20 protein-coding genes and 1 riboswitch are annotated in these 18,475 nt (G+C 65.5%); of the genes, 5 read left to right on the top strand and 15 right to left on the bottom strand.

What is annotated here, in order from left to right:
• Position 1 precedes the first annotated feature (1 nt).
• Positions 2-1,213 (top strand): 3-hydroxybenzoate 6-monooxygenase, encoded by a 1,212-nt coding sequence (locus tag Q0319_RS17355; RefSeq protein ID WP_299454772.1) that lies wholly within the window; start codon positions 2-4, stop codon positions 1,211-1,213.
• 55 nt (positions 1,214-1,268) lie between these two features.
• Here the strand turns inward: Q0319_RS17355 and Q0319_RS17350 are convergent, their stop codons facing one another.
• The 3 genes from Q0319_RS17350 to Q0319_RS17340 all read right to left on the bottom strand — a co-directional run bounded on the left by Q0319_RS17350 (position 1,269) and on the right by Q0319_RS17340 (position 3,548).
• Complete coding sequence (locus Q0319_RS17350; protein WP_299454769.1) at positions 1,269-1,808, bottom strand: hypothetical protein; 540 nt, start codon at positions 1,806-1,808, stop codon at positions 1,269-1,271.
• 171 nt (positions 1,809-1,979) lie between these two features.
• The gene (locus Q0319_RS17345) at positions 1,980-2,930 is read right to left on the bottom strand and encodes an aldo/keto reductase (RefSeq protein WP_296468764.1); all 951 of its coding nucleotides are present in this window, start codon (positions 2,928-2,930) and stop codon (positions 1,980-1,982) included.
• A 129-nt stretch (positions 2,931-3,059) separates the two neighbouring features.
• Entirely contained in the window at positions 3,060-3,548 is a 489-nt protein-coding gene (locus Q0319_RS17340) for an acyl-CoA thioesterase (protein WP_296468762.1), read from the bottom strand.
• 131 nt (positions 3,549-3,679) lie between these two features.
• Here Q0319_RS17340 and Q0319_RS17335 point away from each other — a divergent pair, with 131 nt between their 5' ends.
• Positions 3,680-4,516 carry an NAD(P)-dependent oxidoreductase gene (locus Q0319_RS17335; RefSeq protein ID WP_299454765.1) on the top strand — a complete coding sequence of 279 codons (837 nt, stop codon included), beginning with the start codon at positions 3,680-3,682 and terminating at the stop codon, positions 4,514-4,516.
• Positions 4,517-4,589: 73 nt separating this feature from the next.
• Here Q0319_RS17335 and Q0319_RS17330 read toward each other — a convergent pair whose 3' ends face one another.
• Positions 4,590-5,390 carry a DUF2243 domain-containing protein gene (locus Q0319_RS17330; RefSeq protein WP_299454762.1) on the bottom strand — a complete coding sequence of 267 codons (801 nt, stop codon included), beginning with the start codon at positions 5,388-5,390 and terminating at the stop codon, positions 4,590-4,592.
• A 212-nt stretch (positions 5,391-5,602) separates the two neighbouring features.
• Between Q0319_RS17330 and Q0319_RS17325 the strand changes: the two genes are divergently transcribed.
• Positions 5,603-6,742, top strand: coding sequence for an alpha-hydroxy acid oxidase (locus Q0319_RS17325; RefSeq protein WP_299454759.1), 1,140 nt, complete (start codon positions 5,603-5,605; stop codon positions 6,740-6,742).
• Between the two features lie 22 nt (positions 6,743-6,764).
• Here Q0319_RS17325 and cls read toward each other — a convergent pair whose 3' ends face one another.
• The 7 genes from cls to Q0319_RS17290 form a co-directional block, all read right to left on the bottom strand.
• Positions 6,765-8,201, bottom strand: coding sequence for a cardiolipin synthase (gene cls, locus Q0319_RS17320; RefSeq protein ID WP_299454756.1), 1,437 nt, complete (start codon positions 8,199-8,201; stop codon positions 6,765-6,767).
• An 86-nt stretch (positions 8,202-8,287) separates the two neighbouring features.
• The gene (def, locus tag Q0319_RS17315) at positions 8,288-8,821 is read right to left on the bottom strand and encodes a peptide deformylase (RefSeq protein WP_299454753.1); all 534 of its coding nucleotides are present in this window, start codon (positions 8,819-8,821) and stop codon (positions 8,288-8,290) included.
• On the bottom strand, positions 8,818-9,441 hold the full coding sequence (locus Q0319_RS17310) for a glutathione S-transferase family protein (RefSeq protein WP_299454751.1): 624 nt from the start codon (positions 9,439-9,441) through the stop codon (positions 8,818-8,820). The genes def and Q0319_RS17310 overlap by 4 nt, the downstream gene beginning before the upstream one ends.
• 60 nt (positions 9,442-9,501) lie before the next feature.
• Positions 9,502-9,885, bottom strand: coding sequence for a CbiX/SirB N-terminal domain-containing protein (locus Q0319_RS17305; protein ID WP_296468650.1), 384 nt, complete (start codon positions 9,883-9,885; stop codon positions 9,502-9,504).
• Positions 9,882-10,850 (bottom strand): DNA-binding protein YbiB, encoded by a 969-nt coding sequence (ybiB, locus tag Q0319_RS17300; RefSeq protein ID WP_296468652.1) that lies wholly within the window; start codon positions 10,848-10,850, stop codon positions 9,882-9,884. Before ybiB ends, Q0319_RS17305 begins: the two co-directional genes overlap by 4 nt.
• A 41-nt stretch (positions 10,851-10,891) precedes the next feature.
• The gene (locus Q0319_RS17295) at positions 10,892-11,758 is read right to left on the bottom strand and encodes an IclR family transcriptional regulator (RefSeq protein WP_299454748.1); all 867 of its coding nucleotides are present in this window, start codon (positions 11,756-11,758) and stop codon (positions 10,892-10,894) included.
• Positions 11,759-11,771: 13 nt separating this feature from the next.
• Positions 11,772-12,953 carry an acetyl-CoA C-acetyltransferase gene (locus tag Q0319_RS17290; RefSeq protein WP_296468656.1) on the bottom strand — a complete coding sequence of 394 codons (1,182 nt, stop codon included), beginning with the start codon at positions 12,951-12,953 and terminating at the stop codon, positions 11,772-11,774.
• A 193-nt stretch (positions 12,954-13,146) separates the two neighbouring features.
• On the opposite strand from Q0319_RS17290, the gene Q0319_RS17285 reads away from it, so the two are divergent.
• Positions 13,147-14,202 carry an MBL fold metallo-hydrolase gene (locus Q0319_RS17285; RefSeq protein ID WP_296468658.1) on the top strand — a complete coding sequence of 352 codons (1,056 nt, stop codon included), beginning with the start codon at positions 13,147-13,149 and terminating at the stop codon, positions 14,200-14,202.
• Positions 14,203-14,298: 96 nt separating this feature from the next.
• Positions 14,299-14,955, top strand: coding sequence for a DUF502 domain-containing protein (locus tag Q0319_RS17280; RefSeq protein ID WP_296468661.1), 657 nt, complete (start codon positions 14,299-14,301; stop codon positions 14,953-14,955).
• A gap of 19 nt (positions 14,956-14,974) precedes the next feature.
• On the opposite strand, the gene Q0319_RS17275 is transcribed toward Q0319_RS17280, so the two are convergent.
• The 4 genes from Q0319_RS17275 to Q0319_RS17260 all read right to left on the bottom strand — a co-directional run bounded on the left by Q0319_RS17275 (position 14,975) and on the right by Q0319_RS17260 (position 18,382).
• Positions 14,975-15,286, bottom strand: coding sequence for an I78 family peptidase inhibitor (locus Q0319_RS17275; RefSeq protein WP_296468662.1), 312 nt, complete (start codon positions 15,284-15,286; stop codon positions 14,975-14,977).
• Positions 15,287-15,377: 91 nt separating this feature from the next.
• Positions 15,378-15,980: a methionine biosynthesis protein MetW gene (gene metW / locus Q0319_RS17270; RefSeq protein ID WP_299454745.1), complete on the bottom strand. Its 603-nt coding sequence runs from the start codon at positions 15,978-15,980 to the stop codon at positions 15,378-15,380.
• A complete protein-coding gene (locus Q0319_RS17265; RefSeq protein WP_296468669.1) occupies positions 15,977-17,182 on the bottom strand; it encodes a homoserine O-acetyltransferase in 1,206 nt (401 codons plus the stop codon). Before Q0319_RS17265 ends, metW begins: the two co-directional genes overlap by 4 nt.
• 24 nt (positions 17,183-17,206) lie before the next feature.
• Positions 17,207-17,285: riboswitch (SAM riboswitch) on the bottom strand.
• Between the two features lie 71 nt (positions 17,286-17,356).
• Positions 17,357-18,382 carry a tripartite tricarboxylate transporter substrate binding protein gene (locus tag Q0319_RS17260; RefSeq protein WP_299454742.1) on the bottom strand — a complete coding sequence of 342 codons (1,026 nt, stop codon included), beginning with the start codon at positions 18,380-18,382 and terminating at the stop codon, positions 17,357-17,359.
• Positions 18,383-18,475 lie beyond the last annotated feature (93 nt).

Genomic DNA, 18,475 nt, shown 5'->3' with positions numbered 1-18,475 from the left:
AATGACGACTCAACCCAAAGCTACCGCCATCGTGGTGGGCGGGGGCATCGGCGGCCTGGCCGCGGCATTGGCGCTTGCCAAGGAAGGCGTCGCGGTGGAGCTGCTGGAGCAGGCCCCGACCATCGGTGAAATCGGGGCCGGCATCCAACTCGGCCCCAACGCATTCGCAGCGCTGGACGCGCTCGGCGTCGGCGAAGCGGCCCGCCGGCGCGCAGTCTTCACCGAACGGTTGATCATGATGGACGCCGTAGACGCCACGGAAGTCGGCAGCTTCGAAGTCGGCGACGCGTTCCGCAAGCGCTTCGGCAATCCTTACGCCGTCATCCACCGGGCCGACATCCACCTCTCTATCCTGGAAGCCGTGCAAGTCCATCCGCTCATCCGGTTCAAGACCTCGACCCGGGTGCAGGCACTGGAACTCGGCGACGGCCAGGCCACCGTCATTGACCAGCGCGGGGAACGCCATACGGCCGACGCGGTCGTGGGCGCGGACGGCGTCAAATCGGTCATCCGCGAAATCCTGATCGGCGATGAGGCCAAGGTCACCGGCCACGTCGTCTACCGCGCGGTGGTGGACGAAGCGGACATGCCTGCAGACCTCAAGATCAATGCGCCCGTCCTCTGGGCAGGCCCGAACTGCCACCTGGTGCATTACCCGCTGCGCGCGGGCGCGCAGTACAACCTCGTCGTCACCTTCCACAGTCGCGAGCCGGAAGTCTGGGGCGTGCGGGAAGGCAGCAAGGAGGAGGTGCTTTCCTATTTCGAAGGCATCCACCCCCGCCCGCACCAGATGCTCCACCGCCCCACTTCGTGGAAGCGCTGGTCAACCGCCGACCGCGACCCCCAATTGCGCTGGGGCCGCGGCCGGGCCACGGTCCTGGGCGACGCCGCGCACCCCATGACGCAATACCTGGCTCAAGGGGCGTGCATGGCGCTCGAAGATGCGGCCACGCTTGGCGCGGCAGTGCGTCATTGCGAAGGCGACCTCGAAGCCGCGTTCCGCCTCTATGAAAACTCGCGCATCACGCGTACTGCGCGCGTCGTACTTTCTACCCGCGCCATGGGCACGCTTTACCACGCGAAGGGCATCGAACGGCTGGTGCGCAATTCCCTGTGGGCCGGCCGCACGCAGGACCAGTACTACGACGCCGTGCAATGGCTCTACGGATGGCGCGCCGAGAACTGCCTGAATTTCACGCCCATCCAGGCGTAACGGCGCAAGGCCCCCGCCGCCGTCCTGCAAACGGCGGCTGCACGCTGAACCATGACTAGGAAGGCCGACCGCCGGAAGCTTTCCGATAGGGGCGATGCAAGGGCGCTCCGGAAACACCGGGGAAAACGATAGACAAGGCCAACCCATCGAGCGCAGCGTCGCGGCCAGCGACCAAGGTGGCTCCGAGCCTCATCAGCAACCGCAACATGTGCTGCCGCAGGCTCTCAAATGAGGCGTCGCCGCACCGGCCCAATTCGTCCAGGCTCATGGGAACGCTTGGATGAACGCTCGCCGTACTGCCGTGCACGACCAACAGCTCTACCCGCTCGCCAACCAGGCGGGCGCTCACCACGATGCGCCGGTTTACACCGGGCCAGCGTGCAACACACTCGATCGCGGATGCAACGAGCGACGCCACGTCATCCGCATGCCCTCGCACGAGCAAAGGATGGCGGGGCAGATCCGCATCGACGTGGCGTACATACGCCTCCGGCGAGAGTTGATGCGTATCCACCACATTTTCGGCGATCAAGCCTAGGTCGCATAGTGGGGCCGAGGCGACGCCCCTGGCCGATTCGCGCGCACGGTCTGCCATAGCATCCCCGCGAAAAAATGACCCCGCCAGTATGCGTTTCGTTGACTTTGTATTTCGCAAACAATACATAACGCATGGGCGCAAGCGTGGCGAAGGCGCCGCGGCCGAAAACAAAAAGCCCTGCCGCGCCGGCAGGGCTTTCCAAGCGTGGAAGAAAGGCAGGCGGATGGATTAATAAGCGCTGGCTTGGGTCAGCAGGTCCAGGGCGTCCTGCTCCAGCTTGAGTGAAGCAGCGGCCTCGAGCGAGTCGAGTTGCGCCTCCGATGTGGCGCTCGCGATGGGGGCAGTGACCGCTGGTTGGTGGAGCAGCCAGGCCAGGGCGACCGTGGCGGGGGTGGAACGATATTGCGCAGCCACCTCATCCAGGGCCGCCAGGATGCGGGCCCCGCGATCGTTCAAATAGGCACCGACCTTGCTGCCCCGGGCCTTGCCCTCCAGGTCGGCCGCCGTCCGGTACTTGCCGCTGAGGAAACCACTCGCCAGCGCATAGTAATTGATGACAGCGACATGGTTTTTCAGGGCCACCGGCGCGAGCTCGGTTTCGAACGCCTGGCGTTCGACCAGGTTGTACTCGGGCTGCAGGGTGGCGTAGGCGGCCCAGCCGTTCGCCCGGCTCACGTCCAACGCTTGCTGGAAGCGCGCGGCCCCATAGTTGGAAGCCCCGATGGCGCGGACCTTGCCGGCCCGTACCAGCTTGTCGAAGGCTTCCAACGTTTCCTCCAGCGGGACGCTCTGGTCGTCCTCGTGGGCCTGGTAGAGGTCGATGTAGTCCGTCTGCAGGCGACGCAGCGAACCTTCCACCGCCTTTTCGATGTAGGCCGCCGACAACCCTCCGGCGCTACCTTCCACCGGCTTGCCCACTTTGGTCGCGATGATCACTTCGCTACGCTTGCCGCTGCGCCGGAGCCAATTGCCAATGATGGTTTCCGATTCGCCGCCCTGGTTGCCAGGCACCCAGCGCGAATAGGTGTCTGCGGTATCGATGAAATTCATCCCCCGGGCCACCAGCGAATCCAGGATGCGGAAGGAGGCGGCCTCGTCGAGCGTCCAGCCGAACACATTGCCGCCGAAAGCGATGGGAAATACCTGCAGTCCGGTAGTGCCGAGCGCGCGATAAGCCATGAATTTCTCCAACAAGACGAACCCTCGAAGGAGAAAATAGTAGGGGATTCCGGCAGGCGCTCCAAATGGCGCTGAATGCGGCGCTTCGGGGCTCGACGGTGACGTGCAGCCGCAGCGCAGGGAAAGCCCCTACCCCCCGGTGCGCACCTTGATCGCCTGGTGCCGCTTCTCCATTTCCTGCCGCAACTGGCGCCGCAGCTGGGCAGCCTCGAAACGCTGGCGCTCTTCTTCGGTCTGGGGTTCTAGCGGCGGTACCGGCACCGGGACGCCTGCATCGTCGACCGCCACCATGGTGAAGTAGCAGCTGTTGGCGTGGCGCACGGTCTTGGTCCGGATGTCTTCCGTCACGACCTTGATCCCGATCTCCATGGAAGTCCGGCCGGTGTAATTGACCGAGGCGTAGAAGGTCACCAGCTCGCCGACGTGTATGGGTTGGCGGAACACGACCTGGTCCACCGACAGCGTCACGACGTAGCATCCCGCATAGCGACTGGCGCAGGCGTAGGCGACCTGGTCCAGGTACTTGAGAATGGTGCCGCCGTGAACATTGCCCGAGAAGTTCGCCATGTCGGGCGTCATGAGAATCGTCATGGATAGTTTGTGCTGGGAGTCGTTCATGGCGGCCCCTCACTGGCAAAGGAACCGCCCCATTTTAGCGACCGGCCGCCGCGCAGGGCCTTCCGGCGGTAACATGTCAGCCATCCCGTCCAACGGCGTCTCGCCTGCTTTCCCTGCATCGAGGACCTGCCATGTCGAGTCGTACCATCGCTCTCCTTCACCCCGGCGCCATGGGCGCGGCCCTGGGCGCCTGCCTGGTATCACGCGGGCACCGCGTGCTCTGGTGTTCCGCCGGCCGCAGCGCCGCGAGCGCCGCCCGCGCGCGCGAGGCCCGTTTGGAAGACGCGCTCAGCCTCGAGATGGCGCTGGGCGAAGCAGAGATCGCCATTTCGGTCTGTCCCCCGCACAATGCGCTCGAGCTGGCACAAGCCGTGGCCGAGCACAAATACGGGGGCCTGTTCATCGATGCCAATGCCGTCTCTCCCGCTACGGCCCGCGAGATCGAAGAAACGGTACGCGCCGCCGGTGCAGATTTCGTGGATGGCGGCATCATTGGCCTTCCGCCGCGCAAGCCCGGCACCACGCGCCTTTATCTTTCCGGGAACCGCGCAGCCGAAGCCGCCGCGCTGTTCGCCGGCAGCGCCCTGGGCGCCATCGCGCTAGACGGCCCGCCGGGCGCCGCCTCGGCGCTCAAGATCTGTTATGCCGCCTGGAGCAAGGGGTCGACGGCTTTGCTCGCGGGCATCCGGGCGCTGGCCCGCCACCAGGGCGTAGAAGCCGCGCTGCTGGCCGAATGGCACCAATCGAGCCCGCAGACGCCGGCCCGTTCGGAAGAGGTCGCCCAAAAGGCGGAGAAGGCCTGGCGCTGGGTCGGCGAAATGGAAGAGATCGCCGCCACCTTCGAAGCGGCGGGGCTGCCCCCGGGCTTTCATCTCGCGGCGGCCGACATCTACCGGCGGCTGGACGTCTACAAAGGCGCATCCGAACCCCCGTCCATCGACGAGGCGCTGGATAAGCTCCTTCGCTGAGCGCTCAATGCATCGACCTTCGCTCGCGAAGCGCCGATGCGCCATCCCTTCCACGCCGCGGCCTGCGTAGGCTTCACGCCTTGAACCAGCCGAGACAAGCCGCCGGCACCAGCGTTCCGCTTACCCACCATGCTCCGTGGCGGTAATGCGCCGAGGCGCGATGCCCTGCGCCCGGCCTGACTGCCCAGAGCTGCCCGGAAGCATCGCTCCACAAGAGCGTCGCATCGATCCTCGCCAACGCCATCAACGCCTCCGGTGCGGCCACGCCGGGCTTGAACATCACTAGGACGGCGTTTGCCTCGGGAGACGAGCGCATCGACCAAGCCATGGTGATGACTACGGCAGCGAACAGCGCCGTGCAGCCCGCGCGCCCGTTGCGGGGCGTCCCGCCTCCTCGATGCCGTCGCAACCAATAGGCAACAGCCAGCGCCCCGGCGCCGAATACCGCCAGCCACGCCACGTCCCAGAGCAGCGGATTCGCGGCATCCATGCGTATGCGATGGATACCCAACACCCAATGGGACAGCACGGCGTCTGCCACGTGCCAGGCTCCGAACCCGATCAGCACATCTGCCCACAACGACCTTCCGGCTCCAGGCAACCCGTATTGCGTGCGGGTTCGCCACAACGCCCACAAACCGGCTATAGCAACGATGTACAACACCAAGTGGAAAAGGCCGTCTGCCAAGACCTGCGCACGCAAATCGGTCCATGGTGCGCCCTCCACCCCGCTGAGCAAGTGATGCCACTGCAGGATCTGGTGCAGGAGAATGCCATCGAAAAATCCGCCCAATGCGAGGCCCAGCAACCAGCCAGCCCAGCGAAAAAGCATCGAAGGTGTCCATGTCACCTCCGCCAAGCGCTCGCTTTTCATGACAACTCCATCGATCGACCGCGAACCGAAAACCCACCGTCATGCCCGGCCACCCGGCCGACCCGAGCCCGCTACCCGCCGCGGCGGCCGCAGCACCTTTCATACCTGCGCGATGTCGAGGGGCTGACGCGACAATCCCCGCGAGTGCTCATCTGTAGCACAATAGAGGGCACGGGCGACCTCGCGCCGCCCATTCTGATCCCTCGAATTCCATGCCTGTCATCACCTGCATCGAAGACCTCCGGCAACTCGCCAAGAGGCGCGTGCCCCGCGCTTTCTACGACTACGCCGATAGCGGTTCCTACACCGAAAGCACCTATCGCGCCAACTCGGAAGATCTAGCGGCCATCAAACTGCGCCAGCGCGTCGCGATCAACGTCGACGAACGCTCCACCAAAACCACGCTGCTTGGCCAGGAAGTCAGTATGCCGGTGGCCATCGCCCCCACGGGCCTCGCCGGCATGCAATGGGCCGACGGCGAAATCCTGGGTGCCCAGGCCGCAGAAAACTTCGGCATTCCGTTCACCCTGTCCACGATGAGCATTTGCTCCATCGAAGACGTGGCGGCGGCCACGACCAAGCCTTTCTGGTTCCAGCTGTACGTGATGCGCGACCGCGAGTTCATCGCGTCGCTGATTCAGCGCGCGAAGGCGGCCAAGTGCTCGGCCCTCGTGCTGACGCTCGATCTGCAAATCCTGGGCCAGCGCCACAAAGACCTGAAAAACGGCATGACCGTGCCGCTTCGCCCCAGCCTGGCAAACCTGTTGGACCTCGCGACCAAGCCCGGATGGGCGCTGCGCATGCTCGGCTCCAAGCGCAAGACCTTCGGCAACCTTGCCGGCCATGTCAAGGACGCCGAGGGCATCAACAGCCTCGCGCGCTGGACCGCCCGCCAGTTCGATCCGACGTTGTGCTGGAAGGACGTGGAATGGATCAAGGCGCAGTGGGGCGGCAAGCTCATCATGAAAGGCATCCTGGATCCGGAAGACGCGCGCATGGCCGTCTCTTGCGGCGCCGATGCGATCGTGGTCAGCAATCACGGAGGTCGCCAGCTCGACGGGGCGCTCTCCTCCATCGCCGCCCTGCCGGCGGTCGTGGACGCCGTCGGCCATAAAACCGAAGTGCTCTTCGACGGTGGCGTGCGCAGCGGCCAGGACGTGCTCAAGGCGCTGGCGCTAGGCGCGCGCGGCGCGATGATCGGCCGTGCCTTCCTGTACGGCCTAGGCGCGATGGGACGCCCCGGGGTCGATGCCGCATTGAGCATCATCCAGCGCGAGCTGGACGTCAGCATGGCGCTGACGGGAACGCGCACCATCGAGGACATCGGGCCCCACATCCTGGCCCGCCGCTAGCCTGCGCCGGGCAAAGCCGGCTTCACAGGACTGGGGCGAACATTCTCGCGACGTGCATCACCACGCGGGGCAGCAAAGGAATGCGCGCCCACTCGTCCGGCTTGACCTCCTCGGCCCGGGCGAAATCGGCGACGAGCATCGCCTCCACCTGCGCCGCGAACGCCTGGCTGACGGTCAGCACCGTCAGCTCAAAGTTGAGCCGGAAGGAGCGGTTGTCCAGGTTGGCGCTCCCCACGGCGGCCGTATCGTCATCGATCAGCACCACCTTCTGGTGCATGAAGCCGGGCTGGTAACGATACATCCTGACGCCCGCACGCACGGCTTCGTAGGTATGGAACAGCGAAGCCTGGTAGACCATGAAGTGGTCTGGACGGCAGGGCACCAGCACCCGCACGTCCACGCCGCGCAGGACCGCCAGGCGCAACGCCGATTGCACGGCAGAATCGGGCACGAAGTATGGGGAAGCCAGCCAGATGCGGCGCCGTGCGGCATGAATGGCCTGCACGATGTACAACGACCCGGTTTCCTGGTTGTCCGCAGGCCCGCTCGCCACGGCCAAGCATTTCATGTCGCCCGGGGTGGAGTCGGGCATCCGCGTTTCCGGCAGCTCCTCCGTGACCCAATACCAATCTTCGCTGAAGGTACGCTGGACCTGGGCAACGATCGGCCCCGACAGCCGGACGTGGGTGTCGCGCCAGGGCGAGAGCTTGGGATTCTCGCCCAGGTACTCCACGCCCACGTTGTGTCCACCCACGAACGCGACCTGCCCGTCCACCACGACGATCTTGCGGTGATTGCGGAAGTTGAGCTGGAAGCGATTGCTAAAGCGCCGTATTGCAAAAGCGTGGACCTGGACGCCTCCTGCACGCAGGGCTTCCACATAACTGCGCGCAAGTGCATGACTGCCGATGCCGTCATACAAAAAGTAGACCTTGACGCCGGCAGCGGCACGTTCGAGCAGGCGTTTCTGCAGCTCGCGCCCCAGCCTGTCGTTGCGGACCACGAAGAACTGCACCAGCACGTAATGCTCGGCCCGCGAGATGGTCTCGAAGATCGCATCGAAAGTTGCCTTCCCGTTGCACAGAAGGGAAACATCGTTGCCAGCCAAGAAGCGGCGACCGACCAGGCGGTCCAATGCAACGAAGCGGCGCAGCTCCGGATCTGCAGCGGCGTCACAGCGTGCATTCACCGTCACGCGGGATTGATTGACCTCCGCCTCCGTGCGGGCCCGCGCGCGGGCGCTATTGAAGCGATGCTCGTCCACGTAGCCCGCGAAACGGCTGCGGCCGAGAAACAGATAAGGGATAAGCGTCAGGTACGGAATGGAAACGAGCGCCACCGCCCAGGCCACCGCACCTTGTGAAGTGCGCGTGTTCATGACGGCATGGCACGCGGCGATGATCCCCAATATGTGGATCGCCGCAACCTCCAAACCGATCGACAGCAAAGTTTCCGCCATGGATGGCCGATCTCCGTTGTTGCCCGGCCGTATGTTATAGCGTTCTCATGGCGCCAACGGTGCCCGCGGCACGGACTGGGGGATGGTCAGTCGTCGCCGCGCGGATCCAGGCCCGGAAACAGGATTTCGGTAAAGCCGAACTTGGAGAAATCCTCGATGCGCGAGGGATACAGGCGACCGATGAGATGGTCGCACTCATGCTGTACGACGCGGGCGTGGAAGCCTTCGGCGATGCGGTCGATGGGTTTGCCGGCAGGATCGATGCCGGTATAGCGGATGGAGACGTAGCGCGGCACGGATCCCCTGAGGCCCGGCACCGACAGACAGCCTTCCCATCCCTCTTCACGCTCGTCCGACAAGGGCGTGATCACCGGATTGATGAGCACCGTCCGCGGCACGGCCGGCGCATCGGGATAGCGCTCGCTGCGGTCGAAGCCGAAAATGACCACCTGCAGCTCCACCCCGATCTGAGGCGCCGCCAGCCCCACGCCGCCGGCAGCCTCCATCGTGTCGAACATATCCTGGATGAGCGCATCGAGCCCCGGCGTCCCGACGCGCTCGACTGGTTTGGCGACCCGCTGCAGGAGCGGGTCGCCCATCTTGAGGATGTCCCGGATCATACGAGCTTCTGCTTCAGCACGCCCTGCGCGGACGGCCGGCTGCTCACGCGCTCGTAATAAGCCGCGACAGCAGGCGTCTCCGGGCGTTCGACGGGCATCCGGAGCCAGCGGTCCACGGCGCATCCCACGGCGATGTCACCCATGGTGAAGCGGTCTCCGGCCACGTATTGCCGGCCGTCGGCCATCACGCCCTCGAGCACGCTCAGCAGCCGATTGGTGCGAGTGATGGCATCGGCAATGGCCTGCTGGTTCCGCTGCCCTTCCGGCGTGCGGATCAGCCCGAGGAAGGCCGGCCCCATGGCGGGGGCGAACTCGGTAGCCTGCCAATCGAGCCAGCGGTCGCTCAGCCCGCGTTCGCGGGGATCGGCGGGCCACAGGGTCCCGGCGCCATAGGTCGCGGCGAGATAGCGCACGATGGAATTCGATTCCCAGAGGATGTAGCCGTCGTGATCGAGTGTCGGGATCTTGCGATTGGGGTTCAAGGCTCCGTACTCGGGCGTGTCCAGGCCGCCGAAGGGGCCGCCCACGTCGATGCGCTCGAATTGCAGCCCCAGCTCCTGGGCGGCCCAAACCGCCTTGGCTACGTTGATGGATGTGATGCGGCCCCAGATTTTCATCATGACGATGGTCTCCCTGTTAGATGCGTCGATTCCATGTTTTCCTTGTCGCGCGGCGCCACGTCAGTCCGGCCCGTGCGCGCCGGGCTGGACGGCTGCGCTCGCCACGGCCTCCAGCACTCCGGGCAGCTCGGACAATACCGGCAACGCCGCGAGCCGGATGCCGGGATGTGCGGCCTGCGCCTGAGCAAGCAATTGTGGCAGATCGCGCCTCACATGCCCGCCTGCCGCCCAGAATACCGGCAACACCGTAATATCGGCCACTCCCTGGGCCACCAACCCGGTCACCGCGGCCTGCAGCGTCGGCGGATGCAGTTCGAGGAATGCCGTCGCGACCGCGACGCCCGGATCGCGCGCCCGGATGGCCTGCACCAACCGATCCAGCGGCTCCGCCCACCGCGGATCGCGCGAGCCATGGGCGAACAGGACGATGCCTCGCGCCGTCATGTGCGCCGCCCCATGCGCGCGATCGTATCGAGGACGGCATCCCGTTGCGCGGCAATGGCGCGGGGCAGCGGCTCCCGCCCCTGTTGGATCGCACGCATCCACGCCGCAGTGGCTGTGGCATCGCGCGGCGGAAGCGCAGGCACCTGCGCGACGGGGCCGGGAGCGCCTTCCACTGCCGTGTCCTCCACGCCGTCCAACCATCGCGCAATGCGCTGCGGGCGCCGCGTATTGGCGACGGCCTCCCCTTCCGTGCCGCGCATCAGCAACGCGGGTTCGCGCCGCAACGCGAAGAGCTCCGACAGCATCGCGCCGAATTCCGGATGCGTGTAGGCCGCCAGCAGCAGGCTCGGCCCCTGCACGGGCCGTAGCAACTTAGCGAGCGTATGCGCCACATTGCGCACACCCAAGATGCGGCGCAAGCCGACGAGCCGCGCCAGCCCGGGATTCACGGCCTCCAGCGGCAAATAAGCCAACCGGCGTTCGCGCAGCCCGCGCGCGGCCGTTTCGGCATCGCCGGACGCGGAAACGCCGAGCGCTTCCAGGATGTCCAGGGTCGGTACCCGGGCCACGTTCGAGCCAATGCCGGACTGCCGCGGCTCCGAAGCCTGGCCGTGCATCAGCACCGGTACGCCGGCCTCGGCCAGCGACCACGCCAGCAGCGGCACCAGATTGGGTGCATGCCGCGCCCCGTTGTAGGTTGGCAGGATCACAACCGGGCCGCCGGTCGGCGGCGCCACGCGCACAAGACGGGCTTCGGCCGCGTCCAGGAACCCCGCGACCTCGGAGACCGCCTCGCCTTTCATTCGCAAGGCCAGCAGCACGCCCCCGAGCTCGAGGTCGGAGACTCTTCCGTCGAGCATGGCCCCCATCAACTCCCGCGCATGTTCGCGCGGGAGGGCGCGGGAGCCGTTCTTGCCCCGCCCGATCTCGCGTATCAAAGGTGCGCACGCAAATGACTCTTTCATCGGCTCCCCCGGGAGCAAGGCGTGGGAAGAGTCTTCCAAGGTTACACGCGCTTCATGAGTTCGTTAATGCGCTCGGCCGCGCGGCACAGCAGGGGCAATAACTCCTCCCGCATTTGCTCGGCCGTGATCCGGTGTGCCTGCCCACTCAGGTTCAACGCGGCGACAGTGCGTCCGCTGCGATCGCGGATGGGCGCGGCGATGGCCACCAAGCCAGTCTCGAGCTCCCGGTCCACCAATGCCCACCCCTGTTCGCGCACGGCGAGGATGGCCTGTTTCAGGCGCACGGGATCGGTCTCCGTCAGGGGGGTGTGCGCACGCAGGTCCGATTGGGCCAACACTGCGTCGATCTCATCGTCGGGCAGGCCCGCCAACAGCACGCGCCCCATGGCGGAACAATAAGCGGGCAACCGGCTGCCTATGCCGAGGTTGATGGACATGATGCGGCCGGACGGAATGCGCAGCACGTAGACGATATCCGTGCCGTCCAGCACAGTGGCCGAACACGACTGGTGCGCTTCGTTGGCCAGCTCCTCCATGATGGGCTCGGCAAGATCCCAAAAAGGCATGGAGGTGAGATAAGCAAACCCCAGCTCGAGGATGCGGGGGGTAAGCCGGAACAGGCGCCCCTCGGTTGCCACGTACCCCAGCTGCACCAGCGTCAACAGGATGCGGCGCGCGCCCGCGCGCGTGAGCCCGGCGGCGTCGGCCACTTCGGTCAGTGTCATGGCCGGCCGCTCTGCACTGAAAGAACGGATGACCGCGAGCCCGCGCGCAAACGACTGCACATAGGCGTCGCTGGGCTTGACCGTTTCGCCGGACTGGCTCGCGCCCGCCGCAGGACGGGCCGGCGGACTCGCGCTCAAGCCGGGGCCGGCCTGCTTGCCGCCGGCCGCTGGGTGTTGCGTCATGCAGGCCCGTCGCTCAGATCAACTCGATCGCCATGGCGGTGGCCTCGCCGCCGCCGATGCACAGCGACGCCACGCCGCGCTTGGCTTGCCGCTTGCGCATCGCGCCGATCAGCGTGGCGATCAACCGCGCGCCGCTCGCACCGATGGGATGGCCCAAGGCGGTCGCCCCACCGTGTACGTTGACTTTCTCGTGTGGCAGCTTGTGCTCGGCCATGGCGGCCATGGTCACGACGGCGAATGCTTCGTTGATCTCATAGAGATCCACGTCCTCCGCCTTCCAGCCCGTCTTGGCGAACAGCGCGGACAGCGCGCCCACGGGTGCCGTGGTGAACCACTGGGGCTCCTGCGAGTGTTCGGCGTGGGCGACGACCCGCGCCAGGGGCGTGACGCCCAGCTTCTCCGCCGTCGAGGCGCGCATCATCACCAACGCGGCGGCGCCGTCGGAAATGGACGAAGCGTTCGCGGCCGTCACGGTGCCGTCTTTCTTGAATGCGGGCTTGAGGGTAGGAATCTTTTCGGGCATCGCCTTGAAAGGCGCCTCGTCGCGCGTGATGACCTTTTCCCCCTTGCGGTCGGCCACCGTCACGGGTGCAATCTCCCACTCGAAGCTGCCATCCTCGTTGGCGGCCTTCGCGCGGCGCAGGGACTCGAGCGCATAGGCGTCCTGCTGTTCCCGGGTGAAGCTGTACTTGGCCGCGCAATCTTCGGCGAACACGCCCATGGCACGGCCGCGGTCGTACGCGTCTTCCAGGCCGTCGAGCGCCATGTGGTCATACATGGTGGCATGACCGTAGCGATAGCCCTGGCGACCCTTGGGCACGAGATAGGGAGCGTTGGTCATGCTCTCCATGCCACCGGCCACGGCCACCTGGATGCTGCCCGCCAGGAGCAGGTCATGCGCGAACATCGCGGCCTTCATGCCCGAGCCGCACATCTTGTTGACGGTGGTGCACCCCACCGGCAAGGGCAGTCCCGCACCCAAGGCAGCCTGGCGGGCAGGCGCCTGACCTTGTCCGGCCTGCAGCACGTTGCCCATGATGACTTCCTGGACCTGCTCGGGCTTGAGGCCTGCACGCTCGACCGCCGCCTTGATGGCAACCGCCCCCAACTGGCTGGCCGTCAGACCGGCGAGTTCGCCCAGCATGGACCCCATGGGGGTTCGGGCAACCGATACGATGACTACGGGATCCGACATCTTCGACTCCTAGTTCTGGAAGATGGCTGGCGCCAGCCGGCCGCGGCGACGCATGCGACGCACAGCGGACCGGTCGAAGCGACGCCTGCCGGGCAATGGGTACACTAAGCTGTACTTTACCAACAAGTTTGCCTGCCATTTTAGTCTCCCGCTCGCGGGCCGGCCGAAACCGGCCAGGCACTCCCGGACCGTCATGAACCCTCTCGAACACGAATTGAAATACCCGCTGGGCGACACCCTTCCGGGAGCCGGCTCGGCGATCGAGGTCGCACCCGGCATACGTTGGGTACGCATGCCGCTACCCTTTGCGTTGGATCACATCAACCTCTGGCTGCTGCGGGACCATTTCGGCGGACGCGATGGCTGGACCATCGTGGACTGCGGCGTCGCGCGCGATGAGGTCAAGGCGCTGTGGGAGCAGATCTTCGCCACGCAGCTGGACGGACTACCCGTGGTGCGCGTGATCGTGACCCACATGCACCCCGACCACATCGGCCTGGCCCATTGGCTGACCGAGAAGTGGAACGTGCCGCTGCAAATGAGCGCAACCGATTTCCTCACGGCCCATCTTTTCGTGGAAGGCAGGGCCATCTCGGGCGGCGAGCGAATGGCCGAGCACTTCGCTCGCAACGGCGTGACCGATCCGGAATCGCTGGCTGGCGTGCGCGCACGCACCCGCTATTATCCCCAGCTCGTACCCAAGGTGCCGGCGCACTTCAACCGCATCATGAACGGCGACGCGCTGCACATAGGCGGGCATGAATGGCGGGCCATCGCCGGCTACGGCCATGCGCCCGAGCACATTTCTCTGCACTGCCAGGCGCTGAACATCCTCATCTCCGGCGACATGGTACTGCCGCGCATCTCCACCAACGTCAGCGTCACCGACACGGATCCGGAAAGCAATCCGCTGCAGCTTTACCTGGATTCGCTCAGCAGCTACGCCCACCTGCCGGAAGACGCACTGGTGCTTCCCGCGCACGGCCGGCCCTTCGTGGGCCTGCACAGGCGCATTGCCCAACAGCATGCGCACCATGCCGATCACTTGGCGCGGGTCAAGCAGGCCTGCGCCGAACAGGCCCGGTCCGCGCACGACATCGTGCCGGTCTTGTTCAGGCGCAAGCTCGACCTGCACCAAATGACCTTCGCGCTGGGCGAGGCGCTCGCCCACCTGCACATGCTTTATTACCAAGGGGCATTGCAGCGGGAAACCGGCGCCGACGGCATCGTCCGCTTCCGCGCGGCCTGACCCTGCCGGGCGCGGTCCCAGCCGCGCCCATTCTGCTGCTATGCTGTGCGCCCCGGCCGCCTTACGACGGCCTTCCCCTGGCCGCAGGAGTCTGCGATGAAGCCCATGTACAAGTTTTTCTTTCGTGGCCTGATCACCATCCTCCCGCTGGCGCTCACCATTTACCTGCTCTACGTCTGTATCGCATGGATGGAAGCGCTGGCGCTCGCCGTGCTGCACCCCTTCATCGGCAAGTTCTACTTTCCCGGCCTGGGCCTGGTCTTGGGCGTACTGGGCATCATCGCGGTCGGCATGCTGGTATCCAAGCACCGGGTGCGGCGCCTGCTTTCATACGTCGAACTGCCCTTCACCAGCATCCCGGTCATCAAGAGCATCTATTCCTCGCTCAAGAGCTTTGCCGACTACTTCTCACCGACCACTGCACAAGGGGGCCAGCAGGTCGTCATCCTGCGGCCGCCCGGCCAGGAAATCGAACTGGTGGGGCTGGTCACGCGCAGGAGCACCGCCGGGCTGCCCGAAGGCTTCCTGGAGGGAGAACGGGTGGCAGTCTACCTTCCCATGGGCTATATGATCGGGGGCTATACCGTATTCGTGCCCACTTCCTGGGTGACGCCCATCGACATGTCGGTAGAGGAAGCCATGCGGTCGTCCCTGATCGCTTGGATGGCGCGCGCGCCCGCGGCGCCCGCCGCGACGACGCCCCCGCCGGATGCCAAGCGCGACTGGAGCAGCGACGGCGGATATAGCCCCTGAGCCAGCACGGCCCGACGGGTCAGCCGCAGCGTATCGCGGTGACGAGCTCGCTACGGTTGACGTCGACGTTCACCCGGAAGGGATTGAATTCCATCGTGACGGCCTGTCCGGGGCGCAGCACCCGCGCGCTCTTGGCGCCGGTGGCCCGGCGCGCCTCTTCGACCAACACCGAGCTGAGCTTTTGTCCCACCAGATGCTGGGCGGACTCGGCATTGCACCCTTCCTGCCTGGGCTCCGCCGCGGAAGGCTGCGGGGCGCCGGACGGCGCCGGCGCGGCGCAGCCCGCGGCCGCTCCCATCAGCATCATAGCCGTGAAGACTTTCCACATCATGAGCGCTCCTTGAAGTGATTCCGATCACGCCGCGGCGGTACCCCGCCCGCCGGCAGGACGAGCCGCCCCCCCCCGGGCGGCACGGGTGGCTTCAACGCGCCATCGGCGAGGCAAAGCGGTAAACCGCCAAGGTGCTGCGCCATCCCGGCAGCCAAGAAATTTCCCTGTCGTTGGCAAACGTGGCACGCGCGAGGATGCGCAGGTTCAACTTTGCCGCCAGCGCCTCGAAATCTTTCAGCGTACACAGATGAATGTTGGGCGTGTTGTACCACTCGTAAGGCATCTGGCCGGTAACGGGCATATGGCCGAGCAGGATCGACAATCCGTGGGTCCAATAACCGAAGTTCGGGAAAGACACGATGCCCTCCCGACCCACGCGCGCCATCTCGAGCAGGATGCGTTCGGTGTTATGCACCGCCTGGAGGGTTTGCGAAAGCACGACGGTGTCGAACTGGCCATCGTCGAACAAGGCGAGGCCGTCCTCCAGGTTCTGCTGGATGACGTTGACCCCTTTGCGCGTGCATTCGATCACATGCTCGTCGCTTATCTCCACGCCTACGGTGCGCGCCTGCTGCGCATCCCGCAGGTGAGCGAGCAGGGTGCCGTCGCCGCACCCCAGGTCGAGCACGCGGGCCCCATGGGGGATCCAACTGGCGATTCGCGCGAGGTCTGGACGCAGGCCTGGCCGGCTCATTGCGCACCTCCATTTTCCGCGATGCCTAGTTGGCGGGCCACGCGATCGTAGTAGCTGCGCACGACGGCATGGTAGCGCGGATCGTCGAGCAGGAAGGCGTCATGCCCGTGCGGCGCCTCGATCTCGGCATAGGTTACCGGGCGATCGTTGCGCAGCAATGCCTGGACGATTTCCCGCGAGCATGACGGCGGAAAGCGCCAGTCGGTGGTAAACGAGACGAGCAGGAACTCTGCCTGCGCCGGCGCCAAGGCCTTGGCAAGATCGCCGCCGGTCTGCTTGGCCGGATCGAAATAATCGAGCGCGCGCGTAATCAGCAAATACGTATTGGCATCGAAATACTTGGAGAACTTTTCGCCCTGGTAGCGCAAATAAGACTCCACCTCGAATTCCACGTCATAACCGTAGCGGAACGCGCCGTCCGCGCCGGGCGACCGCTGGGCACGGCCGAACTTGGCGGCCATGTCGTCGCCCGACAGATACGTAATGTGGCCGATCATCCGGGCAACCGACAAACCATTGCGCGGCACCGTGCCATGCGCATAGAAATTGCCGCCGTGAAACTCCGGATCGGTGATGATGGCACGCCGGGCCACTTCGTTGAACGCGATGTTCTGGGCCGACAGGCGGGGAGTGCTGGCAATGACGATGCAATGCGCCACCCGCTCCGGATAAGTGATGGCCCAGCTCAACGCCTGCATGCCGCCCAGCGACCCGCCCATGACGGCCGCAAAGCGCCGGATGCCGAGGCGGTCCGCCACCCTGGCCTGGGCGTGGACCCAGTCTTCCACCGTCAGGACCGGAAACGAAGCGCCATACGGCTGGCCCGTGTTGGGATTGATGCTCGCCGGACCGGTCGAGCCGAAACACGAGCCGAGGTTATTGATCCCGATCACGAAGAACCGGTTGGTGTCGAGCGGCTTGCCCGGCCCCACCATGTTGTCCCACCAGCCCACGTCCGACGGATCGTCCGCCGAAATCCCGGCCACGTGATGCGAGGCATTCAAGGCGTGGCAGACCAGCACGGCGTTGCTCCGCTCGGCATTGAGCGTCCCATAGGTCTCGATGGTGAGCGAATACGGGCCGAAGGACGAGCCGTTGGCCAACTGCAGCGGCTCGTCGAAGTCCATGGACTGGGGTTTGACGATGCCGACGGAATCAGGACCGATGGAAGGTGCGGCGGGAGTGTCGAGGAAGGCGGTCAACGCCTCTTCGAGGTGCGAATCGGAAGACACGGTGGACGGAGCTCTTTAGCAGGATTTATGAGGCGCCCGCAAGCGGACCAGGCAAATCGGCGCCAATAAGAGGTGCGAGGATTGTAGCACCCGGGTAGGTAGGGAGAGGCCGGCGGCAAGGCCGCCCCTCCCTGCATCCTCCCGTCAACCTGCCTTGGAGGGACCTATCTTGCCCTTGAGCAATCCCGCCCACAGTTGCTGCTCGGCCCGGGCGACCTTGGCCAGCTCCTCCGGCGCGCCGGGCCGCGTCGCCAACCCTACCGCAGCAAGATCATTCTTGACATCATCCCGGGCAAGCAGGGCCTGCAACAGGGAGTTGTAGCGCCGCACCAGCGGCTCCGCCATGCCTTTGGGCCCCCACAGGGCGTACCAAGGGTCCACGTCGTAGCCGGTGACCCCCAATTCGTCCAGGGTCGGCAGGTCCAGATACGGAGGATGCCGCTGCAGGCGCGTTCCTCCCAGCACCCGGATCCGCCCGCTGGCAGCATGATTCATCGCGACCTGGATGGGAAGAAACATCACCTGTACCTGCCCCGACAGCACATCGGTCGTCGCGCCCGCCGACCCCTTGTAGGGGATGTGCTCCAATTGGATGCCCGTCCTCGCCATCAACAGCTCCATGCACAAATGGTGGTGAGTCCCCAAGCCCGGGGAGGCATAGCGAAGCTGTCCGGGGTGCGCCTTGGCATATGCCAGGAGCTGATCCAAGCTGGATACCGGCAGCGCCTGGTTGACCACCAGCGCGAAGTTCCCGGAACCCACCAGGCCGATTGGCGTAAAGTCGCCCAGCACGTCAAACGGAACCTTGTCGTAAAAGTACGGGAGCGTCAGCGTCGTCGAAACGTTGCTCAGCAGGGTATGTCCATCCGGCGGTGACTTCGCTGCGGCTTCCATCCCGATGATGCCCGAGGCGCCAGCCCGATTCTCGACGACGAAAGGCACGCCCAGCTCGCGGCTCAGGTGAGGTGCCAGGATGCGCGCGACAGAATCGGGCGTCGTGCCCGGAGTCTGCGGGACAAAGATTCGCACAGGCCTGTCTGCCAATCCCTGGGCCTGGGTCTCGCCGAATGCCACCATCCCCACCGTCGCCAAGGCCCACCCCATGAACGCCCTGCGCCCGGGCACGGCTGCAACGTTCTGGACCTCCTTACTGCAAAGGATATCGCTCATGTCTCCTCCTATCGTCCCGGACCTGCCGTCCGGCTTGGGTTTGCATTTATGATCTAGTCCTGGTCCTGAAATACGTCCCTGCTCCTCCACAAA

The organism is uncultured Pigmentiphaga sp. (assembly GCF_937950555.1).
GTDB lineage: Bacteria > Pseudomonadota > Gammaproteobacteria > Burkholderiales > Burkholderiaceae_B > Pigmentiphaga.
Note: the sequence above shows the minus strand (reverse complement) of the source record. Positions and strands in the feature narration are given on the sequence as shown.